We start from the raw sequence: 14,150 nt of genomic DNA on the forward strand, positions 1-14,150 counted from the left end.
AATAGCTAAATGCAAAATTGGATGGAATGGGCTGTTGCGTTTTTCTTGTTGTTAGGCGGCAGTTTTGTATTAATTGGTTCAATAGGTTTAAGCAGAATGCCAGACTTTTTTATGCGTTTGCATGGCCCTACCAAGGCCACGACGCTGGGAATGGGGGGGATTTTACTCGGTTCAATTTTTTATTTCAGCTTACAGCAAAATGTTAGTGTGCATGAGTTACTGATCACGATTTTCCTGCTGATAACCGCACCCATCAGCGCCCATATGCTGATTAAAACAGCGTTACATCATCAGTTAAAAGCCATAGAGCGCACCCGTGGCGAGCGTGAACTTCAGCAGGGACAACAGGAAGGCAGTCCGGATACGAACAAGGCTATGCCGGAGGCTAATAAAAAGAGTGGAGAGTCTTAGGCTGGCAATTGTTACTCACCAAAGCCTTGCTCAATAAGAGAGACTACGGCATTCAGCGCTGCTTCGGCATCGCTGCCCTCGGCAGTGACCTGCAAGGTTTTACCTTTACTGCTGGCAAGCATCAGCAGGGCCAATACACTGCAGGCGTCAGCCGTTTTATCTTCATGCACTAATTCAATATGTGCATGAAATTGCTGGCACAGCTGGGCGAGTTTAGTTGCTGCTCTGGCATGTAACCCAAGCTGATTAACAATAGTGACATTACGGCTAAGCTTAGTGGCCATGATGACGAACCAGCTCGCGGTGCCGGATTTGCACATCTTCCCGTTGACTACGATAACTTTCTGCCAGATTCTCAGCTATGTAGACTGAGCGATGCTGGCCGCCGGTGCAGCCAATAGCAATGGTCAGATAACTGCGGTTATTCCGCTCCAGATGAGGTAACCAGCTACTGATAAAGCTGTTTATCTGCCAGGTGTATTTAGCAACAACGGCTTGTGATGCCAGATAATCTTTTACGGGCTGATCCAGCCCGGTCAGTGGTTTTAATTCTGGCTCCCAATGTGGGTTAGGCAGAAAACGGGCATCAAACACGAAATCAGCATCTTTCGGAATACCATATTTAAAGCCGAATGATTCAAATAACATCACCAGCCGCCCGGTTTTTTGACCGAGGATCCGCTCGCGTAATTGTTCTGCCAGCTGATGGACATTCAGCTCTGTAGTATCGATATATAAATCGGCACGGCTGGAAATAGGGTCCAGCAACTGTTGTTCGCGGGAAATAGCTTCATCCAGTGACATCGCCTGATGTGACAGTGGATGCAGCCGCCGGGTTTCACTGAAACGCTTTATTAAACTGGAATGGTCGGCGTCAAGATAAAGAATCGTCAGGTCTAATTTGCGCGGCAAATATGACAAAATGTCAGCCAGCTCATCAGGGTCTTGCGGTAAATTGCGGACATCAATACTGACTGCAACCCGTTCATATTGGCCCATAACTGTAGTAGCCAATGTTGGTAGCAGATTTACCGGAATATTATCAACACAGTAATACCCAAGATCCTCTAACACTCTTAAAGCAACTGACTTGCCGGAACCCGAACGACCGCTGACAACCAAAAGTTTCATGATGCGCTCATTACCTCACTGGCGTCGATGATCAATTTGTATAAATGCTCGTCAGATTCAGCATGACGAATTTTACGGGTAAGTTCTTTCTGACTGAGCAAGCGGGCGATACCTGCCAGCGTTGTCAAATGAGCCTGACATTGCTGTTCAGGGATCAGGATGGCACAGAATATATCTACTGCCTGGTTATCAATCGCATCGAATGCGATAGCATCTTTGGAAACTACAAATACCAGAATGGGCTGGGTAACTGTTTTCAGCTTGCCATGAGGAATCGCAATCCCGCCACCGATGCCGGTAGAGCCGAGCTTTTCGCGGGTCATCAGCGCTTCAAGAATGGTGTACTCACTTATTTCCGGTAAGCGCTGATGTGCCAGCTCGGCAATATATTCGAGTATTCGTTTTTTGCTGTTAAAAAGAACTGCACTCTTGGTGCAGTTCTCGGCTAGCATAGTGCTTAAGTTGATCATAATTAATTTAGTGTCGGGCTACTTTTTCTTTATGTTTAATAACTTGCCTGTCGAGCTTGTCTATCAACTGGTCGATGGCCGCGTACATATTTTCATCTTCTGATGCCGCAAAAACTTCACCACCGTTCAAATGCAGCTTAGCTTCAGCAATTTGTTTCAATTTTTCCACGTTTAGGATCACATGTACATTGTTAATATGATCAAAATGTCTTTCCAGCTTGGCGAATTTATTGTCTACGTACTCTTTTAATGCAGTGGTAATTTCTACATGACGACCCGTTAAGTTGATTTGCATAGACGTTTTCCTTCTGTTTTGCTGACCTAAACCAAGGTCTTGCGTTGATTCGATGGCGGAATAAACAAAGCTTCCCGATACTTGGCAATAGTTCGCCGCGCTACGTTGATGCCCTGGTCCGACAATATATCCGCCATCTTGCTGTCACTTAGTGGCTTGGCCGGATTTTCAGCTGCCACCAGTTTCTTAATAAAGGCGCGAATCGCTGTGGAGGAACATTCACCACCACTCTCTGTACTGACATGACTGGAAAAAAAGAATTTAAGTTCAAATATTCCTCTTGGGGTGTGCATAAATTTCTGAGTCGTTACCCTGGAAATTGTTGACTCGTGCATACCAACCATTTCAGCTACGTCATTTAAAACCATAGGTTTCATGGCTTCTTCGCCATGCTCAAAAAAAGCTTGTTGTTGTTGCACAATGCAATTGGCAACTTTCAACAATGTTTCGTTGCGGCTTTCCAGGCTCTTCAGAAACCATTTAGCCTCCTGCAGGTGTGACCTGATAAATTGAGTATCGGCAGTATTCTTAGCGGTTCGTGACATCGCCGCATATTGCTGATTTATTCTTACTTTGGGCATGGCATCAGGGTTAAGTTCAACGTGCCAGCGACCTTTTACTTTACTTACCGAAACGTCTGGAATGACGTACTGTTGTTCCTGTCGGATAACGTCAGCACCCGGTCTGGGATTTAAACTGAGGATTAGCCGCATCACTTCTTTCAGCTCGTCTTCTTTTAGTTTAGTCACCCGCATTAAAGAACGAAAGTCCCGGTTGGCTAAAAAGTCGGTATGTTCCTTTATTACGTGTTGAGCCTGCTGTAAAAACGGGGTTTGCGGGTCAAATTGACGCAACTGCACCAGCAGACACTCGGCGATAGTGCGGGCACCGACGCCAACAGGGTCAAATAACTGGATCCGTTTAATGACTGCTTCAACTTCATCTGCTTCGACGTCTGGCAGGCCAAGTGACTCCAGAATTTCGGCTACGTCTATGGTTAGCAAGCCGCTTTCGTCAATGGCTTCAATAATAATTTCGGCAATGGCTAAATCGGTTTCAGAAAAGGGGGTTAATTGCATTTGCCAACGTAGATAGTCTTGCAGTGTTTCACTGGTTTCCCCCTGAAAAACCATTTCTTCATCGGGGGGCGAGCCGGCACTGACGGGCGCAGCACTAATCAGGTCGTCCCAGTTGTTATCCAGTGGCAGGTCGTCCTGCAGGCCTTGCTCAGCAATAGACTCACTGCTGTCACGTTCGGCTATTTCAGTCAGGTTTTCCTGGGCAGTGTCATTATTTTCATCAGAAGCGGAGCGGACATCGTTGTCATTGACGTCGCTGCTGTCAGGATCGGCAGAGAAGCTTTCAAACTCATCTTCGCTTTCTAACAACGGATTAGCATCCAATGCTTCCTGTATTTCCTGCTGCAGCTCAATGGTTGACAATTGCAGTAAGCGAATGGCTTGCTGTAACTGGGGTGTCATTGTAAGTTGCTGGCCAAGCCGAAGTTGCAAAGAGGGTTTCATTTACGTCTAATTCTCTCCTGAAGCAGGCGTTTGTTGTTTTTCTTAACTATAGCCTGAATTGCTCGCCGAGGTATACATCACGAACCTGCTGATTAACTAATACTTCCTGTGGTGGTCCGGCAGCTATAAGTTCACCATGACTGACTATGTAGGCAATCTCGCAGACATCAAGGGTTTCTCTGACATTATGATCGGTGATCAGCACGCCAATGCCGCGCTGCCCCAGATGCTGAATAATTTTTTTGATGTCGAGTACTGAAATAGGGTCGACACCGGCGAAGGGTTCATCCAGCAGAATAAAGGCCGGATTAGCGGCCAATGCCCTGGCAATTTCCACCCGGCGCCGCTCACCGCCCGACAAGCTCATGCCCAGGCTGTTTTTGATGTGGCCGATATGAAATTCTTCCAGTAAATCGTCTGCCAGCTCTTCCCGTTTGGCATTACTAAGCTCTTTGCGGGTTTGTAATATGGCCAGCAAGTTATCGTATACCGTTAATTTGCGGAAAATAGAGCTTTCCTGCGGCAGATAACCAATACCAGCGCGAGCGCGGGCATGAATGGGATCAAAGGTGATATCCTGGTCGTTTAGAGTGATTTTACCCTTGTCTGATGGCACCAGGCCGACAATCATATAAAAGGTCGTGGTTTTGCCTGCTCCGTTTGGCCCCAGCAAACCAACAATCTGACCGGCGCTGACTTCCAGGCTGACATCCTTTACCACTTGCCGGCCTTTATAACTTTTAGCCAGATGTGCTGCCACTAACTTCATGGATTTTCCTTGTTCTCCGGAGTGAAAATAGTGGTAACCCGCTTTTTCTGTTCACCACTTTCAGCCACAATTTCCTGAGTCTCAATATTGTAACGGATCACCGCGGCCTGCACCTGACTGCCACTCTGACTCAGTTCTGCGTTACCGCTTAAGGTCAGCATGCGACTGGCCCGATCATAACGTATTTCTGCAGCCGTTGCAGTTACTGGTAGTTCACCGTCCAGCAGCTGGCTGTAGCGCACTGGCGAGCCTGTGGTCAGGAATACTTCATTGCCTTTGCCGCCACTGGCATTTATTTCCAGCCGATCAGCTTTAATATGTAAACTGCCCTGACGGATCTCAACATTACTGGTATAAACCGATACGTTTTCTCTGATGGATGTTGCATTATCGTCAGAGGTAATGGCGATAGGTTGACTGTAATCTGCTTCAATTGCATAACTGCTTGTCGATAGCAGAACGCTGAGAAATAAAAACTTAATTCTGTTCATTGGTGTATACCGTCTCCAGATGCTTGATGATACGCAGATTTTGCTCAGTTAAATCTGCCTGCAAGCCTATACCATTAATGTGAAAACCTTTACCGATTATTTTAACTGCTGCTGCTGTTTGGATTTTTTTAGACGGTAACAACAGCTCCAGATTGGCGGTATCGATCCGGTCGAGCAACTCGCTGCCACTAACGTTACTGATCCTGACATCCTGCTCCAGAATAATTTTGTCGTCAGGTAACCAAATACCAAACTGGCTGGTCACTTCCCATGTGGCCTGATGCTCCTGATCGAACAGGGTATATTTAGGTTGTTCGAACTGAGTAAACCCCAGCCGTTCAAAAAACTCCAGCCTGCCGGCCTGAATAAGGTCCGCGACATAGCCCTGTTCGTCATAAAGGGTGCGCGTAACCTGTTCGGCAATATAATCGGGCATCAGTTCACGGTCTGCGTAATTAGGATCGGTTTGCTCAGTTGGATTGAACCATAGATAGGTTGCGGTCAGCACCAGGGCAAACACTAACAGGAACAGGGTTTTTTTCATGAGCTGCTGCCATCAAATTGCTGAAACTGCTGCTGACTAATCAGCAGTAAATCGGCCAGCTCGCGCAATGCGCCGAAGCCTCCTGGCAAAGACGTGGTGTAGTCTGCGTGCAGTCGCAAATAAGGATGGGCATCTTGCACTGCAACTGATAAGCCGCAATGCTGCATAACCTGCCAGTCTGCTAAATCATCGCCAATGTAGCCAATCTGGTCTGTGTTAAGTGCCAGTTGCTGCTGTAAGGTGGCGAAAGCAGCCAGTTTATTTTCCTGACCCTGATAAACATAGGGCACCGTCAATGAACGCATCCGTTGCTCGACAATAGCAGAGGTGCGACCGGTAATAACTGCAACTTCAATGCCGGCGTGGCGCAGAGCTTTGATACCGTAGCCGTCACGGGTGTGAAAAGCCTTCAATTCTTCGCCGTTGTTCCCCAGATAAATCCGGCCATCGGAAAATACGCCATCCACATCACATATCAGCAATTTAATGTTGCTGGCCCTGGCGATAATAGCGTTGCTGACGGGCTGATAAAGTTTGGCAAAGAGTGACATGCTACAGTACTCCTGCCCGCAATAAGTCGTGCATATTCATTGCCCCAACCGGGATCTGATTCTGATCGACTATCAGTAAACCATTGATTTTCTTTTGCTGCATAATCTTAAGGGCTTCACCGGCCAGCATTTCAGCGTTGGCGGTGGTGCAAGGTGAGGTCATAACCTGTTCTATCGCGGTACTGTGGATATCCAGCTTAAGGTCAAGAATGCGACGCAAATCACCATCGGTAAATATACCAGCCAGGCTGTGATCGGCATTAACCACTGCCGTCATACCAAGGCCTTTTTCTGAAATTTCCAACAGGGCTTCTTTGATGGTTGCCTGGCGCGGCACCACCGGCACCTGGGTGTCTTTATGCATCACATCGCTCAGGCGCAGTAATAATTTGCGGCCGAGGCTACCACCCGGGTGCGACAAGGCAAAGTCGTCAGCAGAAAACCCCCGGGCATCCAACAGGGCAACAGCCAGCGCATCACCCATAGCTAAGGTTGCGGTCGTGCTGGCGGTGGGTGCCAGCCCCAGCGGGCAGGCTTCCTGCTCTACTCTGACACATAAATGGACATCAGATAGCTTTGCCAGGGTAGAGGCCGGATTGCCTGACATGCTGATTAAGGTAATGCCAAGTCTTTTGATTACCGGCAAAATGGTTAATATTTCGGCGGTTTCGCCAGAGTTGGAAATGGCCAGCACAATATCGCCGGCGGTAAGCATTCCCAGATCACCATGGCTTGCTTCAGCAGGATGGACAAAAAAAGCCGGGGTACCGGTAGAAGCCAGAGTGGCAGATATCTTGTTAGCGATGTGGCCTGATTTACCCATCCCCATAACAATAACTTTGCCTTTGCTGTGAAATAGCAGCTGACAGGCCTGGTCAAAATCAGCATTGATATATTGCGCAAGCTGACGAACCGCTTCTGCTTCAATTTGCAGAACTTCCAGTGCCCGGTTACAAAAAGTGCTGGTCATATTACTTGCCATAATAAGGATAAGAATTATGCAATCTGAGAAAACAACAGATATTGATAGCCGACAAAACATGCCAGCAGTATAGCACCCTCTGCCCGGTTAATCCGTTGCATGCGCGTCAGTCGTACTGACATTACTAACATTAAAACAGTAGCGCCAATCATGACATAGCTGTCACGTCCCCCTGCGTTGGGGTCAATGATGTCTGGACCTATAACGGCACCTAAACCCAAAACAGCCAGGATATTAAATATGTTAGAACCGATAATGTTACCCAGTGCTAAGTCATCTTCGCCCTTTAAAATACCAATTATACTGGCAGCCAGCTCAGGCAAACTGGTACCAATTGCGATGATAGTCAGACCGATTACCAAATCGCTCAGGCCAGCATAGCGGGCGATAGTAACGGCGCCATGCACCAGCAACTGCGAACTTGCCAGCAATAAAATTAAACCAATTGCTGCCCATATAATGGCTTTCAGGGTTGAGATACTGACGGTGGGAACTTCAGCGTTAATTTCCGCTATCAATGGATCGTCCGGGGTAGCGTGTTTGCCCCAGTACACCAGCAGCGCCAGAAAGCTGACAAAGGCAATCAGCAGGATAATGCCTTCTATACGGGTCAACAGATCATCTGATAACAGGTAGTAGCCAAACAGGGTGCAGACCAATAATAGTGGGAATTCACGGCGTAACGTCAGTGACGATACTGCAATCGGCTTCAGCAATGCCGCTGCACCGATGACTAATAAAATATTAGTGATGTTAGAGCCAATAGCATTGCCAACAGAGGTATCAAGCTTGCCCTGCCAGGCTGCTGTTGCCGATACCAGCATTTCAGGTGCAGACGACCCCATAGCGACAATGGTAAGGCCAATCACCATAGGTGAGATGCCACTGTTGCGGGCAATCGAGGATGCACCATAAACAAAGCGGTCGGCACTCCAAATCAGTAAAACCAGACCAACGACCACAAAAAAAATAGCGAGTATAAGAGGTGACAAACTACAATCCTGTAATTCACTGGTAAAAGTAATAGTATTTTCCGCGTTATTGCCGGTAAATGCAAAAAAACCTGTATGTTCAGCTCACTTCGATTTTTTCGCACACTTTGTTACGATTTTTTGTAACGACTTTATAGTGCAATACCTTTACAATATTACAACGTTAAGGGATAGCGGTATTTGATTGCATACATACAGCCTTGTATGTATATTGTCAGGTGTTATGCCAGGTTCGGTAAAACCGCGGTAGCGGTTGTTTTCAGGTGGAGTCCAATTTGTCCGATATTATGGTTGATATCCAGCACTTAAGCTTTTCTCGGGGCCAGAACCTGATCTATGACGACATGTGTATGCAGGTGCATCGTGGCAAAGTAACGGCCATAATGGGGCCAAGTGGTATTGGCAAAACGACGCTGCTTAAACTCATCGGTGGCCAGTTGAAACCTGATAGTGGCCATATTTTATTTGATGGCCAGGATATTCCGGCCTTATCGCGGGCTGATTTGTATCAGGCACGCAAGAAAATGAGCATGTTGTTTCAAAGCGGTGCCTTGTTTACCGAAATGTCTGTATTTGACAACGTGGCCTTCCCAATCCGCGAACACACCCGGCTGCCCGAGTCATTAATCCGGCTTATCGTATTAATGAAGCTTGAGGCGGTTGGTTTGCGCGGTGCGCGTGATCTTATGCCGGCAGAGTTGTCTGGTGGTATGGCAAGACGGGCTGCGCTGGCCAGAGCGATAGCGCTGGACCCTGAACTTATTATGTACGATGAACCTTTTGCTGGCCAGGATCCCATATCAATGGGCGTAATTGTCCGGTTAATTAAAGAGCTGAACAATGCGCTCGGTTTAACCTCAATAGTAGTGTCGCATGACGTGACAGAAGTAATGAGTATTGCTGACTATGTGTATGTAGTGGCAGAGAAAAAGGTCATTGGGCATGGTACCCCGGCTCAGTTGCGTCAGGATAAATCTGAGTTGGTGCAACAGTTTTTACAGGGTGAAGCTGATGGGGCAGTGCCATTTCATTATCGGGCTGAAGCTTACGAAGACGAATTAATGGAGTTTGCCGGGTGATTACAGACAAACTGCAAAACCTGGGACGAGACACCATAAACAACATTGCGGGCTTTGGCCGCTCAGGGATAATGTTGTTCGGGGCGCTGGTAGGTAAACCTGATTTTCGCAAAGGCTTTCCATTATTTATTAAGCAACTTTACGTAATTGGCGTGTTATCACTGTTGATTATTGTGGTGTCAGGCTTGTTTATCGGCATGGTGCTGGCGCTGCAAGGCTACACAGTGCTGGTTAAGTTTGGTGCGGAAGGGATGCTTGGGCCTTTGGTTGCATTGAGCTTGCTGCGAGAGCTTGGCCCTGTAGTAACCGCGTTATTGTTTGCCGGGCGGGCAGGCAGTGCATTAACTGCAGAAATTGGCCTGATGAAAGCGACTGAGCAATTGTCAGGTATGGAAATGATGGCGGTAGACCCACTGCGCCGGATTATCGCACCACGCTTCTGGGCCGGGGTGGTCAGCATGCCGTTATTGGCTCTGGTGTTTAACGCGGTAGGTATTCTTGGTGGCCATTTGATTGGTGTTGATTGGTTGGGTGTTGATGCCGGCAGTTACTGGTCGACCATGCAGGCCAACGTCGATTTATATCAGGATGTGGTAAACGGGGTAATAAAAAGCATTGTTTTTGCTGTTATTGTGATTTGGATAGCATTACATAAAGGCTTTGATGCGATACCCACCTCTGAGGGAATTAGCCGGGCAACAACTCAGACAGTAGTAACGGCGTCACTTACTGTACTGGGCTTTGACTTTATATTAACTGCATTAATGTTTGGTGGATAAAATGACCACAAGGAAAATAGAAATTTTAGTAGGCACTTTTATTGTGCTGGCAGCAGCTGCATTTTTCATGCTGGCGTTGAAGGTAGCCAACGCAGGTGTTAGTGGTTCAGGCGAGAGTTATGTGCTGTATGCTAAGTTCGACAATATTGGTGGGTTAAAGGTGCGCTCACCAATTAAAGTTGGTGGTGTCGTGGTGGGACGGGTAGCGTCTATTGATTTGGATCGGGTGTACTACACGCCGGTGGTTAAAATGGAAATTAACTCACAGTACAGCAACTTCCCTGAGACCAGCTCAGTTGCTATTTTAACATCAGGCTTGCTGGGTGAGCAGTATCTCGGTTTACAGCCGGGCTTTATCGATGAAACCGTCGAAATTCTGGCCGATGGTGATTCTGTTCAGGACACGCGCTCAGCGATAGTGCTTGAAGAGCTTATAGGCCAGTTCTTATTTAACCGGGGGAATTAACCTTGAAATATATATCAGGCAGTGCCTTACTGCTGGTTTCGTTAGCTTTGGTACCGGTTGCTGCGTTTGGTAATGAGCCAGCAGAAAAAGCAGCGGCGCAACAGGTCGAAAAGGTAGAGCAATACACCGATCCATTTAAAATGATGGAGGTTGTTGCTGACAAAACCTTCCAGCGGATTGCCAGAGACCAGGAGTTAATTGCTCAGGATAAAGAGTACTTACGGTTAATCGTCAATGAAGAGCTGGTGCCATATATCGACAGCCGTTATGCCGCGTTGACCGTGATCGGCCGCTCGGTAAATCTGCGTGAGTTGCCGCGGGAAGAGTTTGATAATTTTGTGGTGGCTTTTGAAGATTATATGGTGGCTTCTTACGCAGGCGCCTTAACCTATTACCGGGATCAGAAAGTGATTATTCAACCGGCACGTCCGCCCGAAAATCAAAGCATCATGACCATTAAAACCCGGGTAATTGACCCAGGCAAGCCAGATATCACCATTGACTTTAAACTTCGTCGTAACCGGGGTTCAGAGTATTGGCTGGTTTACGATATGGTTGCAGAAGGTATTTCATTATTAGACAGTAAGCGGGCCGAACTTAGTAACCTGATCCGCCAGCAAGGCGTTGCCCGGGTCACTGAACTGTTGCTTGAGAAAGCCAAAGAACCGATTAAAGTGCCGGAGTAACACCGTGGCACTTAATATTAGTAAAGAAGATAGTACTTTACGGTTCAGTGGAGAACTGAACCGGGACACATTAATGCTATATTCACCTTTTAAACTGTTAAATACGCTCAATGGCAAGGTAATCTTTGATTTTTCTGCCCTAAGCAATGTAGACTCAGCTGGATTAGCCTGGTTAATTCAGCAACTCGGTCAGGCTCGTAAGCAGGAGCTGCAGGTGGAATTTATTAAGGTCCCCTCACAATTGCTCGCTTTGGCTAAAGTGAGTGCAGTGACGAGCTTGTTACCGATAACAGATTAAGGTGTAGTGTGGAGATTAAACAAATTGAACAGCTGTTAACAGAACAGCTGCAGCTGGCTGAGGTATATGTTTCTGCTGAAGGGTCGCATTATGCGGTAACCGCAGTAGGCAGCTGTTTTGCCGATGTTAGTCGGGTAAAACAACAGCAAATGATTTATGCACCCCTGATGAGTGCAATTGCTGACGGCAGTATTCACGCTGTCAGTATTAAGGCCTTTACGCCGGAACAATGGCGCAGAGAAAAACTTTTAAACCCACCTGTGTAAGACATAATATGCAACAATTCCGCGTTACTGCCAGTGGTCCTTTGCAAGGTGAGGTAATAATCTCAGGTGCAAAGAACGCAGCTTTACCCATTTTATTCGCCAGTATCCTGTCTGAAAAACCCAGTACTATCACCAACGTGCCAAAACTGAAAGATATTGAAACCACATATCAGCTGTTACAGCTGTTTGGAGCCAAACTGACGGTTGATACCAATAGTGTTACCGTTGATGCTGGCCAGATTAATAATCAGTATGCTCCTTATGAGCTGGTGAAAACGATGCGGGCCTCTATATTGGCATTGGGGCCCTTGCTCAGCCGTTTTGGCCAGGCTGAAGTATCTTTACCTGGTGGTTGTGCCATTGGCGCCCGCCCGGTAAATCTGCATATTGATGGTCTGCGCAAAATGGGCGCTGAAATTCAGGTTGAAAATGGTTATATCAAGGCGCGCGCCAGCCGCTTAAAAGGCGCCCATATTATAATGGAAATGGTTAGCGTAACCGGTACTGAAAACCTGTTAATGGCGGCGGTGCTGGCTGATGGTGTTACCACTATTGAAAATGCAGCCCGCGAACCTGAAGTTGTTGATTTAGCAGCCTATCTTAATACTATGGGCGCTAAAATTATTGGTGCAGGCACCGATACTATCCGGATTGAAGGTGTTACTGCCTTGCATGGTGGTACCCACAGGGTGCTACCTGACCGGATTGAAACCGGCACTTTTCTGGTAGCAGCTGCGGTGACCGGTGGTGATGTAACCTGTACCAGTGCTGATCCGTCAGAATTAGAAGTTGTGCTGGAAAAGCTGCGCGAAGCAGGCGCAGACATCACGACCGGGCCGGACTGGATCCGGCTGAATATGACCGGCCGGAAGTTGGCCTCAGTTGATGTGAAAACAGTACCTCATCCTGGTTTCCCAACTGATATGCAAGCTCAGTTTACGGTGCTGAATGTGGTAGCTGAAGGGGTAGGCGTTGTAACCGAAACCATTTTTGAAAACCGTTTTATGCATGTACCCGAGTTACAGCGGATGGGCGCAAAAATCCGGTTGGAAGGTAATACCGCCGTTTGCCAGCACAGCCCGAAGCTGATGGCTGCCCAGGTTATGGCTACTGACTTACGAGCGTCAGCCAGTTTAGTTATTGCCGGTTTAGTAGCTGATGGCGAAACTTTGGTAGAACGGATTTATCACATTGATCGTGGTTATGAGCGAATAGAGCATAAGCTGCAGAAACTGGGTGCTAAAATAGAGCGGATAGACGCCGTTTAACCCCGGCGTAGTTCCCGCACCACAGTAGGCACTTCCATAATCTGGCCATTGCGATCAATGGTCAGCATTAATTCGGTATTTGGTGCTGTTTCAGCAATCAGGTTCAATGCCTGGCGGGTATCGGAGAATTGTTCACCGGCAATTTTCAAAATAACATCACCAATTTGTAAATCAGCGTCGTCAGCCGGACCGCCTGGATTAATCGCGGTTAGCGCCAGACCATACATCTTCTGGCCGGTGGAGACCAATCTGTCACCTGCAGCATTTACTACCGCATCACCAGATACACCCAAATGGCTACGGGTAACTCTGCCATGTTTAATCAACTTTTGCATAATATTATGTGCCAGCTGATAAGGTACTGCGAAAAAAATGCCCTGAATATCCTGGTTTTGCAATTGAAAGGCTGCAGCGTTAATCCCAACCAGAGTGCCATTAGTATTAACCAGAGCGCCGCCGGAGTTACCTTTGTTAATGGCCGCATCCATCCGCATAAAGTCGATGTAACCTCGTGAGCTCAGGCCAGTATTGCCGTTGGCACTAATAATGCCCTGGGTGATGGTTTGCCCGAGGTTAAGCGGGTTACCTATTGCCAGCACCACATCACCTACCTGTGGGTCGAGTTGTGTATCTTGCGGGATCACCGGCAGATTATCTGCCTCGACATAAAGCACCGCTAAATCAGAAATTACGTCCTGACCTATTAACACCGCTTCCAGCCAGCGGCCATCCTGCAGCGCCACTTCGATATGGTCAGCACCGGATACCACATGATGGTTAGTTAAAATATAACCCTTAGCACTCATAATGACTCCGGAGCCCAATTCCTGCCGTTCAATAGAACGTGGGCGCAAGCCGCGAGGGTCAATAACTCTGCTGCGGGTGTAAACGTTTACTACCGCTGGCGCTGCTCTTCTGACTGCTCTGGCATAAGAAACCGGTGCTGGATCAACTTGTTCGGCGTTATTTTGCCAGCTCGGCAGACTAATACCGGTTAAATTCGGCAAAAACAACAGCACGACCAGCGCCAGCGCCAGGCCATAAGCAACACTTTTAAGGACAAACAGGAAAATATTTCGCACAGCAGTCTGGTAGCAGATCAATAAGTGAAGCTAGCATAGCACTTATTGTGCTTAAGCAGTAGCCACT

The 14,150-nt window shown here is 47.5% G+C and carries 20 protein-coding genes; 8 read left to right on the plus strand and 12 right to left on the minus strand.

Annotation, left to right across the window (positions count from 1 at the left end):
• Positions 1-9 precede the first annotated feature (9 nt).
• Complete coding sequence (locus H141_RS0105510) at positions 10-411, plus strand: Na+/H+ antiporter subunit G (RefSeq protein WP_019675246.1); 402 nt, start codon at positions 10-12, stop codon at positions 409-411.
• An 11-nt stretch (positions 412-422) separates the two neighbouring features.
• On the opposite strand, the gene H141_RS0105515 is transcribed toward H141_RS0105510, so the two are convergent.
• Genes H141_RS0105515 through H141_RS0105565 form a run of 11 tightly spaced genes read right to left on the minus strand, consistent with a single transcriptional unit; the run spans position 423 to position 8,159 of the window.
• Entirely contained in the window at positions 423-695 is a 273-nt protein-coding gene (locus H141_RS0105515) for an HPr family phosphocarrier protein (RefSeq protein WP_019675247.1), read from the minus strand.
• Positions 685-1,542, minus strand: a complete 858-nt coding sequence (gene rapZ / locus H141_RS0105520) for an RNase adapter RapZ (RefSeq protein ID WP_019675248.1) — start codon at positions 1,540-1,542, stop codon at positions 685-687. The genes H141_RS0105515 and rapZ overlap by 11 nt, the downstream gene beginning before the upstream one ends.
• The gene (ptsN, locus tag H141_RS0105525; RefSeq protein WP_019675249.1) at positions 1,539-2,012 is read right to left on the minus strand and encodes a PTS IIA-like nitrogen regulatory protein PtsN; all 474 of its coding nucleotides are present in this window, start codon (positions 2,010-2,012) and stop codon (positions 1,539-1,541) included. The genes rapZ and ptsN overlap by 4 nt, the downstream gene beginning before the upstream one ends.
• Positions 2,013-2,019: 7 nt before the next feature.
• Positions 2,020-2,307: a ribosome hibernation promoting factor gene (hpf, locus tag H141_RS0105530; RefSeq protein WP_019675250.1), complete on the minus strand. Its 288-nt coding sequence runs from the start codon at positions 2,305-2,307 to the stop codon at positions 2,020-2,022.
• A 26-nt stretch (positions 2,308-2,333) separates the two neighbouring features.
• On the minus strand, positions 2,334-3,830 hold the full coding sequence (locus tag H141_RS0105535; RefSeq protein ID WP_026349255.1) for an RNA polymerase factor sigma-54: 1,497 nt from the start codon (positions 3,828-3,830) through the stop codon (positions 2,334-2,336).
• Between the two features lie 46 nt (positions 3,831-3,876).
• Positions 3,877-4,599: an LPS export ABC transporter ATP-binding protein gene (lptB, locus tag H141_RS0105540; protein WP_019675252.1), complete on the minus strand. Its 723-nt coding sequence runs from the start codon at positions 4,597-4,599 to the stop codon at positions 3,877-3,879.
• Positions 4,596-5,090: a lipopolysaccharide transport periplasmic protein LptA gene (lptA, locus tag H141_RS0105545; RefSeq protein ID WP_019675253.1), complete on the minus strand. Its 495-nt coding sequence runs from the start codon at positions 5,088-5,090 to the stop codon at positions 4,596-4,598. The genes lptB and lptA overlap by 4 nt, the downstream gene beginning before the upstream one ends.
• Complete coding sequence (lptC, locus tag H141_RS0105550) at positions 5,077-5,634, minus strand: LPS export ABC transporter periplasmic protein LptC (RefSeq protein ID WP_019675254.1); 558 nt, start codon at positions 5,632-5,634, stop codon at positions 5,077-5,079. Before lptC ends, lptA begins: the two co-directional genes overlap by 14 nt.
• Complete coding sequence (gene kdsC / locus H141_RS0105555) at positions 5,631-6,185, minus strand: 3-deoxy-manno-octulosonate-8-phosphatase KdsC (protein WP_019675255.1); 555 nt, start codon at positions 6,183-6,185, stop codon at positions 5,631-5,633. The genes lptC and kdsC overlap by 4 nt, the downstream gene beginning before the upstream one ends.
• Position 6,186: 1 nt before the next feature.
• Positions 6,187-7,155 carry a KpsF/GutQ family sugar-phosphate isomerase gene (locus tag H141_RS0105560; protein WP_019675256.1) on the minus strand — a complete coding sequence of 323 codons (969 nt, stop codon included), beginning with the start codon at positions 7,153-7,155 and terminating at the stop codon, positions 6,187-6,189.
• A 26-nt stretch (positions 7,156-7,181) separates the two neighbouring features.
• The gene (locus H141_RS0105565) at positions 7,182-8,159 is read right to left on the minus strand and encodes a calcium/sodium antiporter (RefSeq protein WP_019675257.1); all 978 of its coding nucleotides are present in this window, start codon (positions 8,157-8,159) and stop codon (positions 7,182-7,184) included.
• A 287-nt stretch (positions 8,160-8,446) separates the two neighbouring features.
• Between H141_RS0105565 and mlaF the strand changes: the two genes are divergently transcribed.
• From mlaF to murA, 7 genes are read left to right on the plus strand one after another with little or no spacing between them, the layout of a single operon-like run.
• Positions 8,447-9,238 carry a phospholipid ABC transporter ATP-binding protein MlaF gene (gene mlaF, locus H141_RS0105570; RefSeq protein WP_019675258.1) on the plus strand — a complete coding sequence of 264 codons (792 nt, stop codon included), beginning with the start codon at positions 8,447-8,449 and terminating at the stop codon, positions 9,236-9,238.
• Positions 9,238-10,017: a lipid asymmetry maintenance ABC transporter permease subunit MlaE gene (gene mlaE, locus H141_RS0105575; protein ID WP_240473097.1), complete on the plus strand. Its 780-nt coding sequence runs from the start codon at positions 9,238-9,240 to the stop codon at positions 10,015-10,017. Before mlaF ends, mlaE begins: the two co-directional genes overlap by 1 nt.
• Before the next feature lies 1 nt (position 10,018).
• Positions 10,019-10,483: an outer membrane lipid asymmetry maintenance protein MlaD gene (gene mlaD / locus H141_RS0105580; RefSeq protein ID WP_026349257.1), complete on the plus strand. Its 465-nt coding sequence runs from the start codon at positions 10,019-10,021 to the stop codon at positions 10,481-10,483.
• Between the two features lie 2 nt (positions 10,484-10,485).
• Positions 10,486-11,169 (plus strand): MlaC/ttg2D family ABC transporter substrate-binding protein, encoded by a 684-nt coding sequence (locus H141_RS0105585; protein ID WP_019675261.1) that lies wholly within the window; start codon positions 10,486-10,488, stop codon positions 11,167-11,169.
• 4 nt (positions 11,170-11,173) lie between these two features.
• Positions 11,174-11,467, plus strand: coding sequence for an STAS domain-containing protein (locus H141_RS0105590; protein ID WP_019675262.1), 294 nt, complete (start codon positions 11,174-11,176; stop codon positions 11,465-11,467).
• An 8-nt stretch (positions 11,468-11,475) separates the two neighbouring features.
• Positions 11,476-11,733, plus strand: coding sequence for a BolA family protein (locus H141_RS0105595; RefSeq protein WP_019675263.1), 258 nt, complete (start codon positions 11,476-11,478; stop codon positions 11,731-11,733).
• Positions 11,734-11,741: 8 nt separating this feature from the next.
• Positions 11,742-13,001 (plus strand): UDP-N-acetylglucosamine 1-carboxyvinyltransferase, encoded by a 1,260-nt coding sequence (gene murA, locus H141_RS0105600; RefSeq protein WP_019675264.1) that lies wholly within the window; start codon positions 11,742-11,744, stop codon positions 12,999-13,001.
• On the opposite strand, the gene H141_RS0105605 is transcribed toward murA, so the two are convergent.
• Positions 12,998-14,083: a trypsin-like peptidase domain-containing protein gene (locus tag H141_RS0105605; protein ID WP_026349258.1), complete on the minus strand. Its 1,086-nt coding sequence runs from the start codon at positions 14,081-14,083 to the stop codon at positions 12,998-13,000. The genes murA and H141_RS0105605 overlap by 4 nt on opposite strands.
• Between the last annotated feature and the right edge of the window lie 67 nt (positions 14,084-14,150).

It is taken from the genome of Arsukibacterium perlucidum DSM 18276 (genome assembly GCF_000382165.1).
GTDB classification, from domain to species: domain Bacteria; phylum Pseudomonadota; class Gammaproteobacteria; order Enterobacterales; family Alteromonadaceae; genus Alishewanella; species Alishewanella perlucidum.

Bases quoted from the DNA above. Each gene is read 5' to 3' on its own strand.
- mlaF (WP_019675258.1), top strand. From the start codon at position 8,447: ATGGTTGATATCCAGCACTTAAGCTTTTCTCGGGGCCAGAACCTGATC.
- mlaD (WP_026349257.1), top strand. From the start codon at position 10,019: ATGACCACAAGGAAAATAGAAATTTTAGTAGGCACTTTTATTGTGCTG.
- hpf (WP_019675250.1), bottom strand. From the start codon at position 2,307: ATGCAAATCAACTTAACGGGTCGTCATGTAGAAATTACCACTGCATTA.
- H141_RS0105535 (WP_026349255.1), bottom strand. From the start codon at position 3,830: ATGAAACCCTCTTTGCAACTTCGGCTTGGCCAGCAACTTACAATGACA.
- ptsN (WP_019675249.1), bottom strand. From the start codon at position 2,012: ATGATCAACTTAAGCACTATGCTAGCCGAGAACTGCACCAAGAGTGCA.
- H141_RS0105560 (WP_019675256.1), bottom strand. From the start codon at position 7,155: ATGACCAGCACTTTTTGTAACCGGGCACTGGAAGTTCTGCAAATTGAA.
- lptA (WP_019675253.1), bottom strand. From the start codon at position 5,090: ATGAACAGAATTAAGTTTTTATTTCTCAGCGTTCTGCTATCGACAAGC.
- lptB (WP_019675252.1), bottom strand. From the start codon at position 4,599: ATGAAGTTAGTGGCAGCACATCTGGCTAAAAGTTATAAAGGCCGGCAA.
- kdsC (WP_019675255.1), bottom strand. From the start codon at position 6,185: ATGTCACTCTTTGCCAAACTTTATCAGCCCGTCAGCAACGCTATTATC.
- H141_RS0105515 (WP_019675247.1), bottom strand. From the start codon at position 695: ATGGCCACTAAGCTTAGCCGTAATGTCACTATTGTTAATCAGCTTGGG.
- H141_RS0105510 (WP_019675246.1), top strand. From the start codon at position 10: ATGCAAAATTGGATGGAATGGGCTGTTGCGTTTTTCTTGTTGTTAGGC.
- lptC (WP_019675254.1), bottom strand. From the start codon at position 5,634: ATGAAAAAAACCCTGTTCCTGTTAGTGTTTGCCCTGGTGCTGACCGCA.
- rapZ (WP_019675248.1), bottom strand. From the start codon at position 1,542: ATGAAACTTTTGGTTGTCAGCGGTCGTTCGGGTTCCGGCAAGTCAGTT.
- murA (WP_019675264.1), top strand. From the start codon at position 11,742: ATGCAACAATTCCGCGTTACTGCCAGTGGTCCTTTGCAAGGTGAGGTA.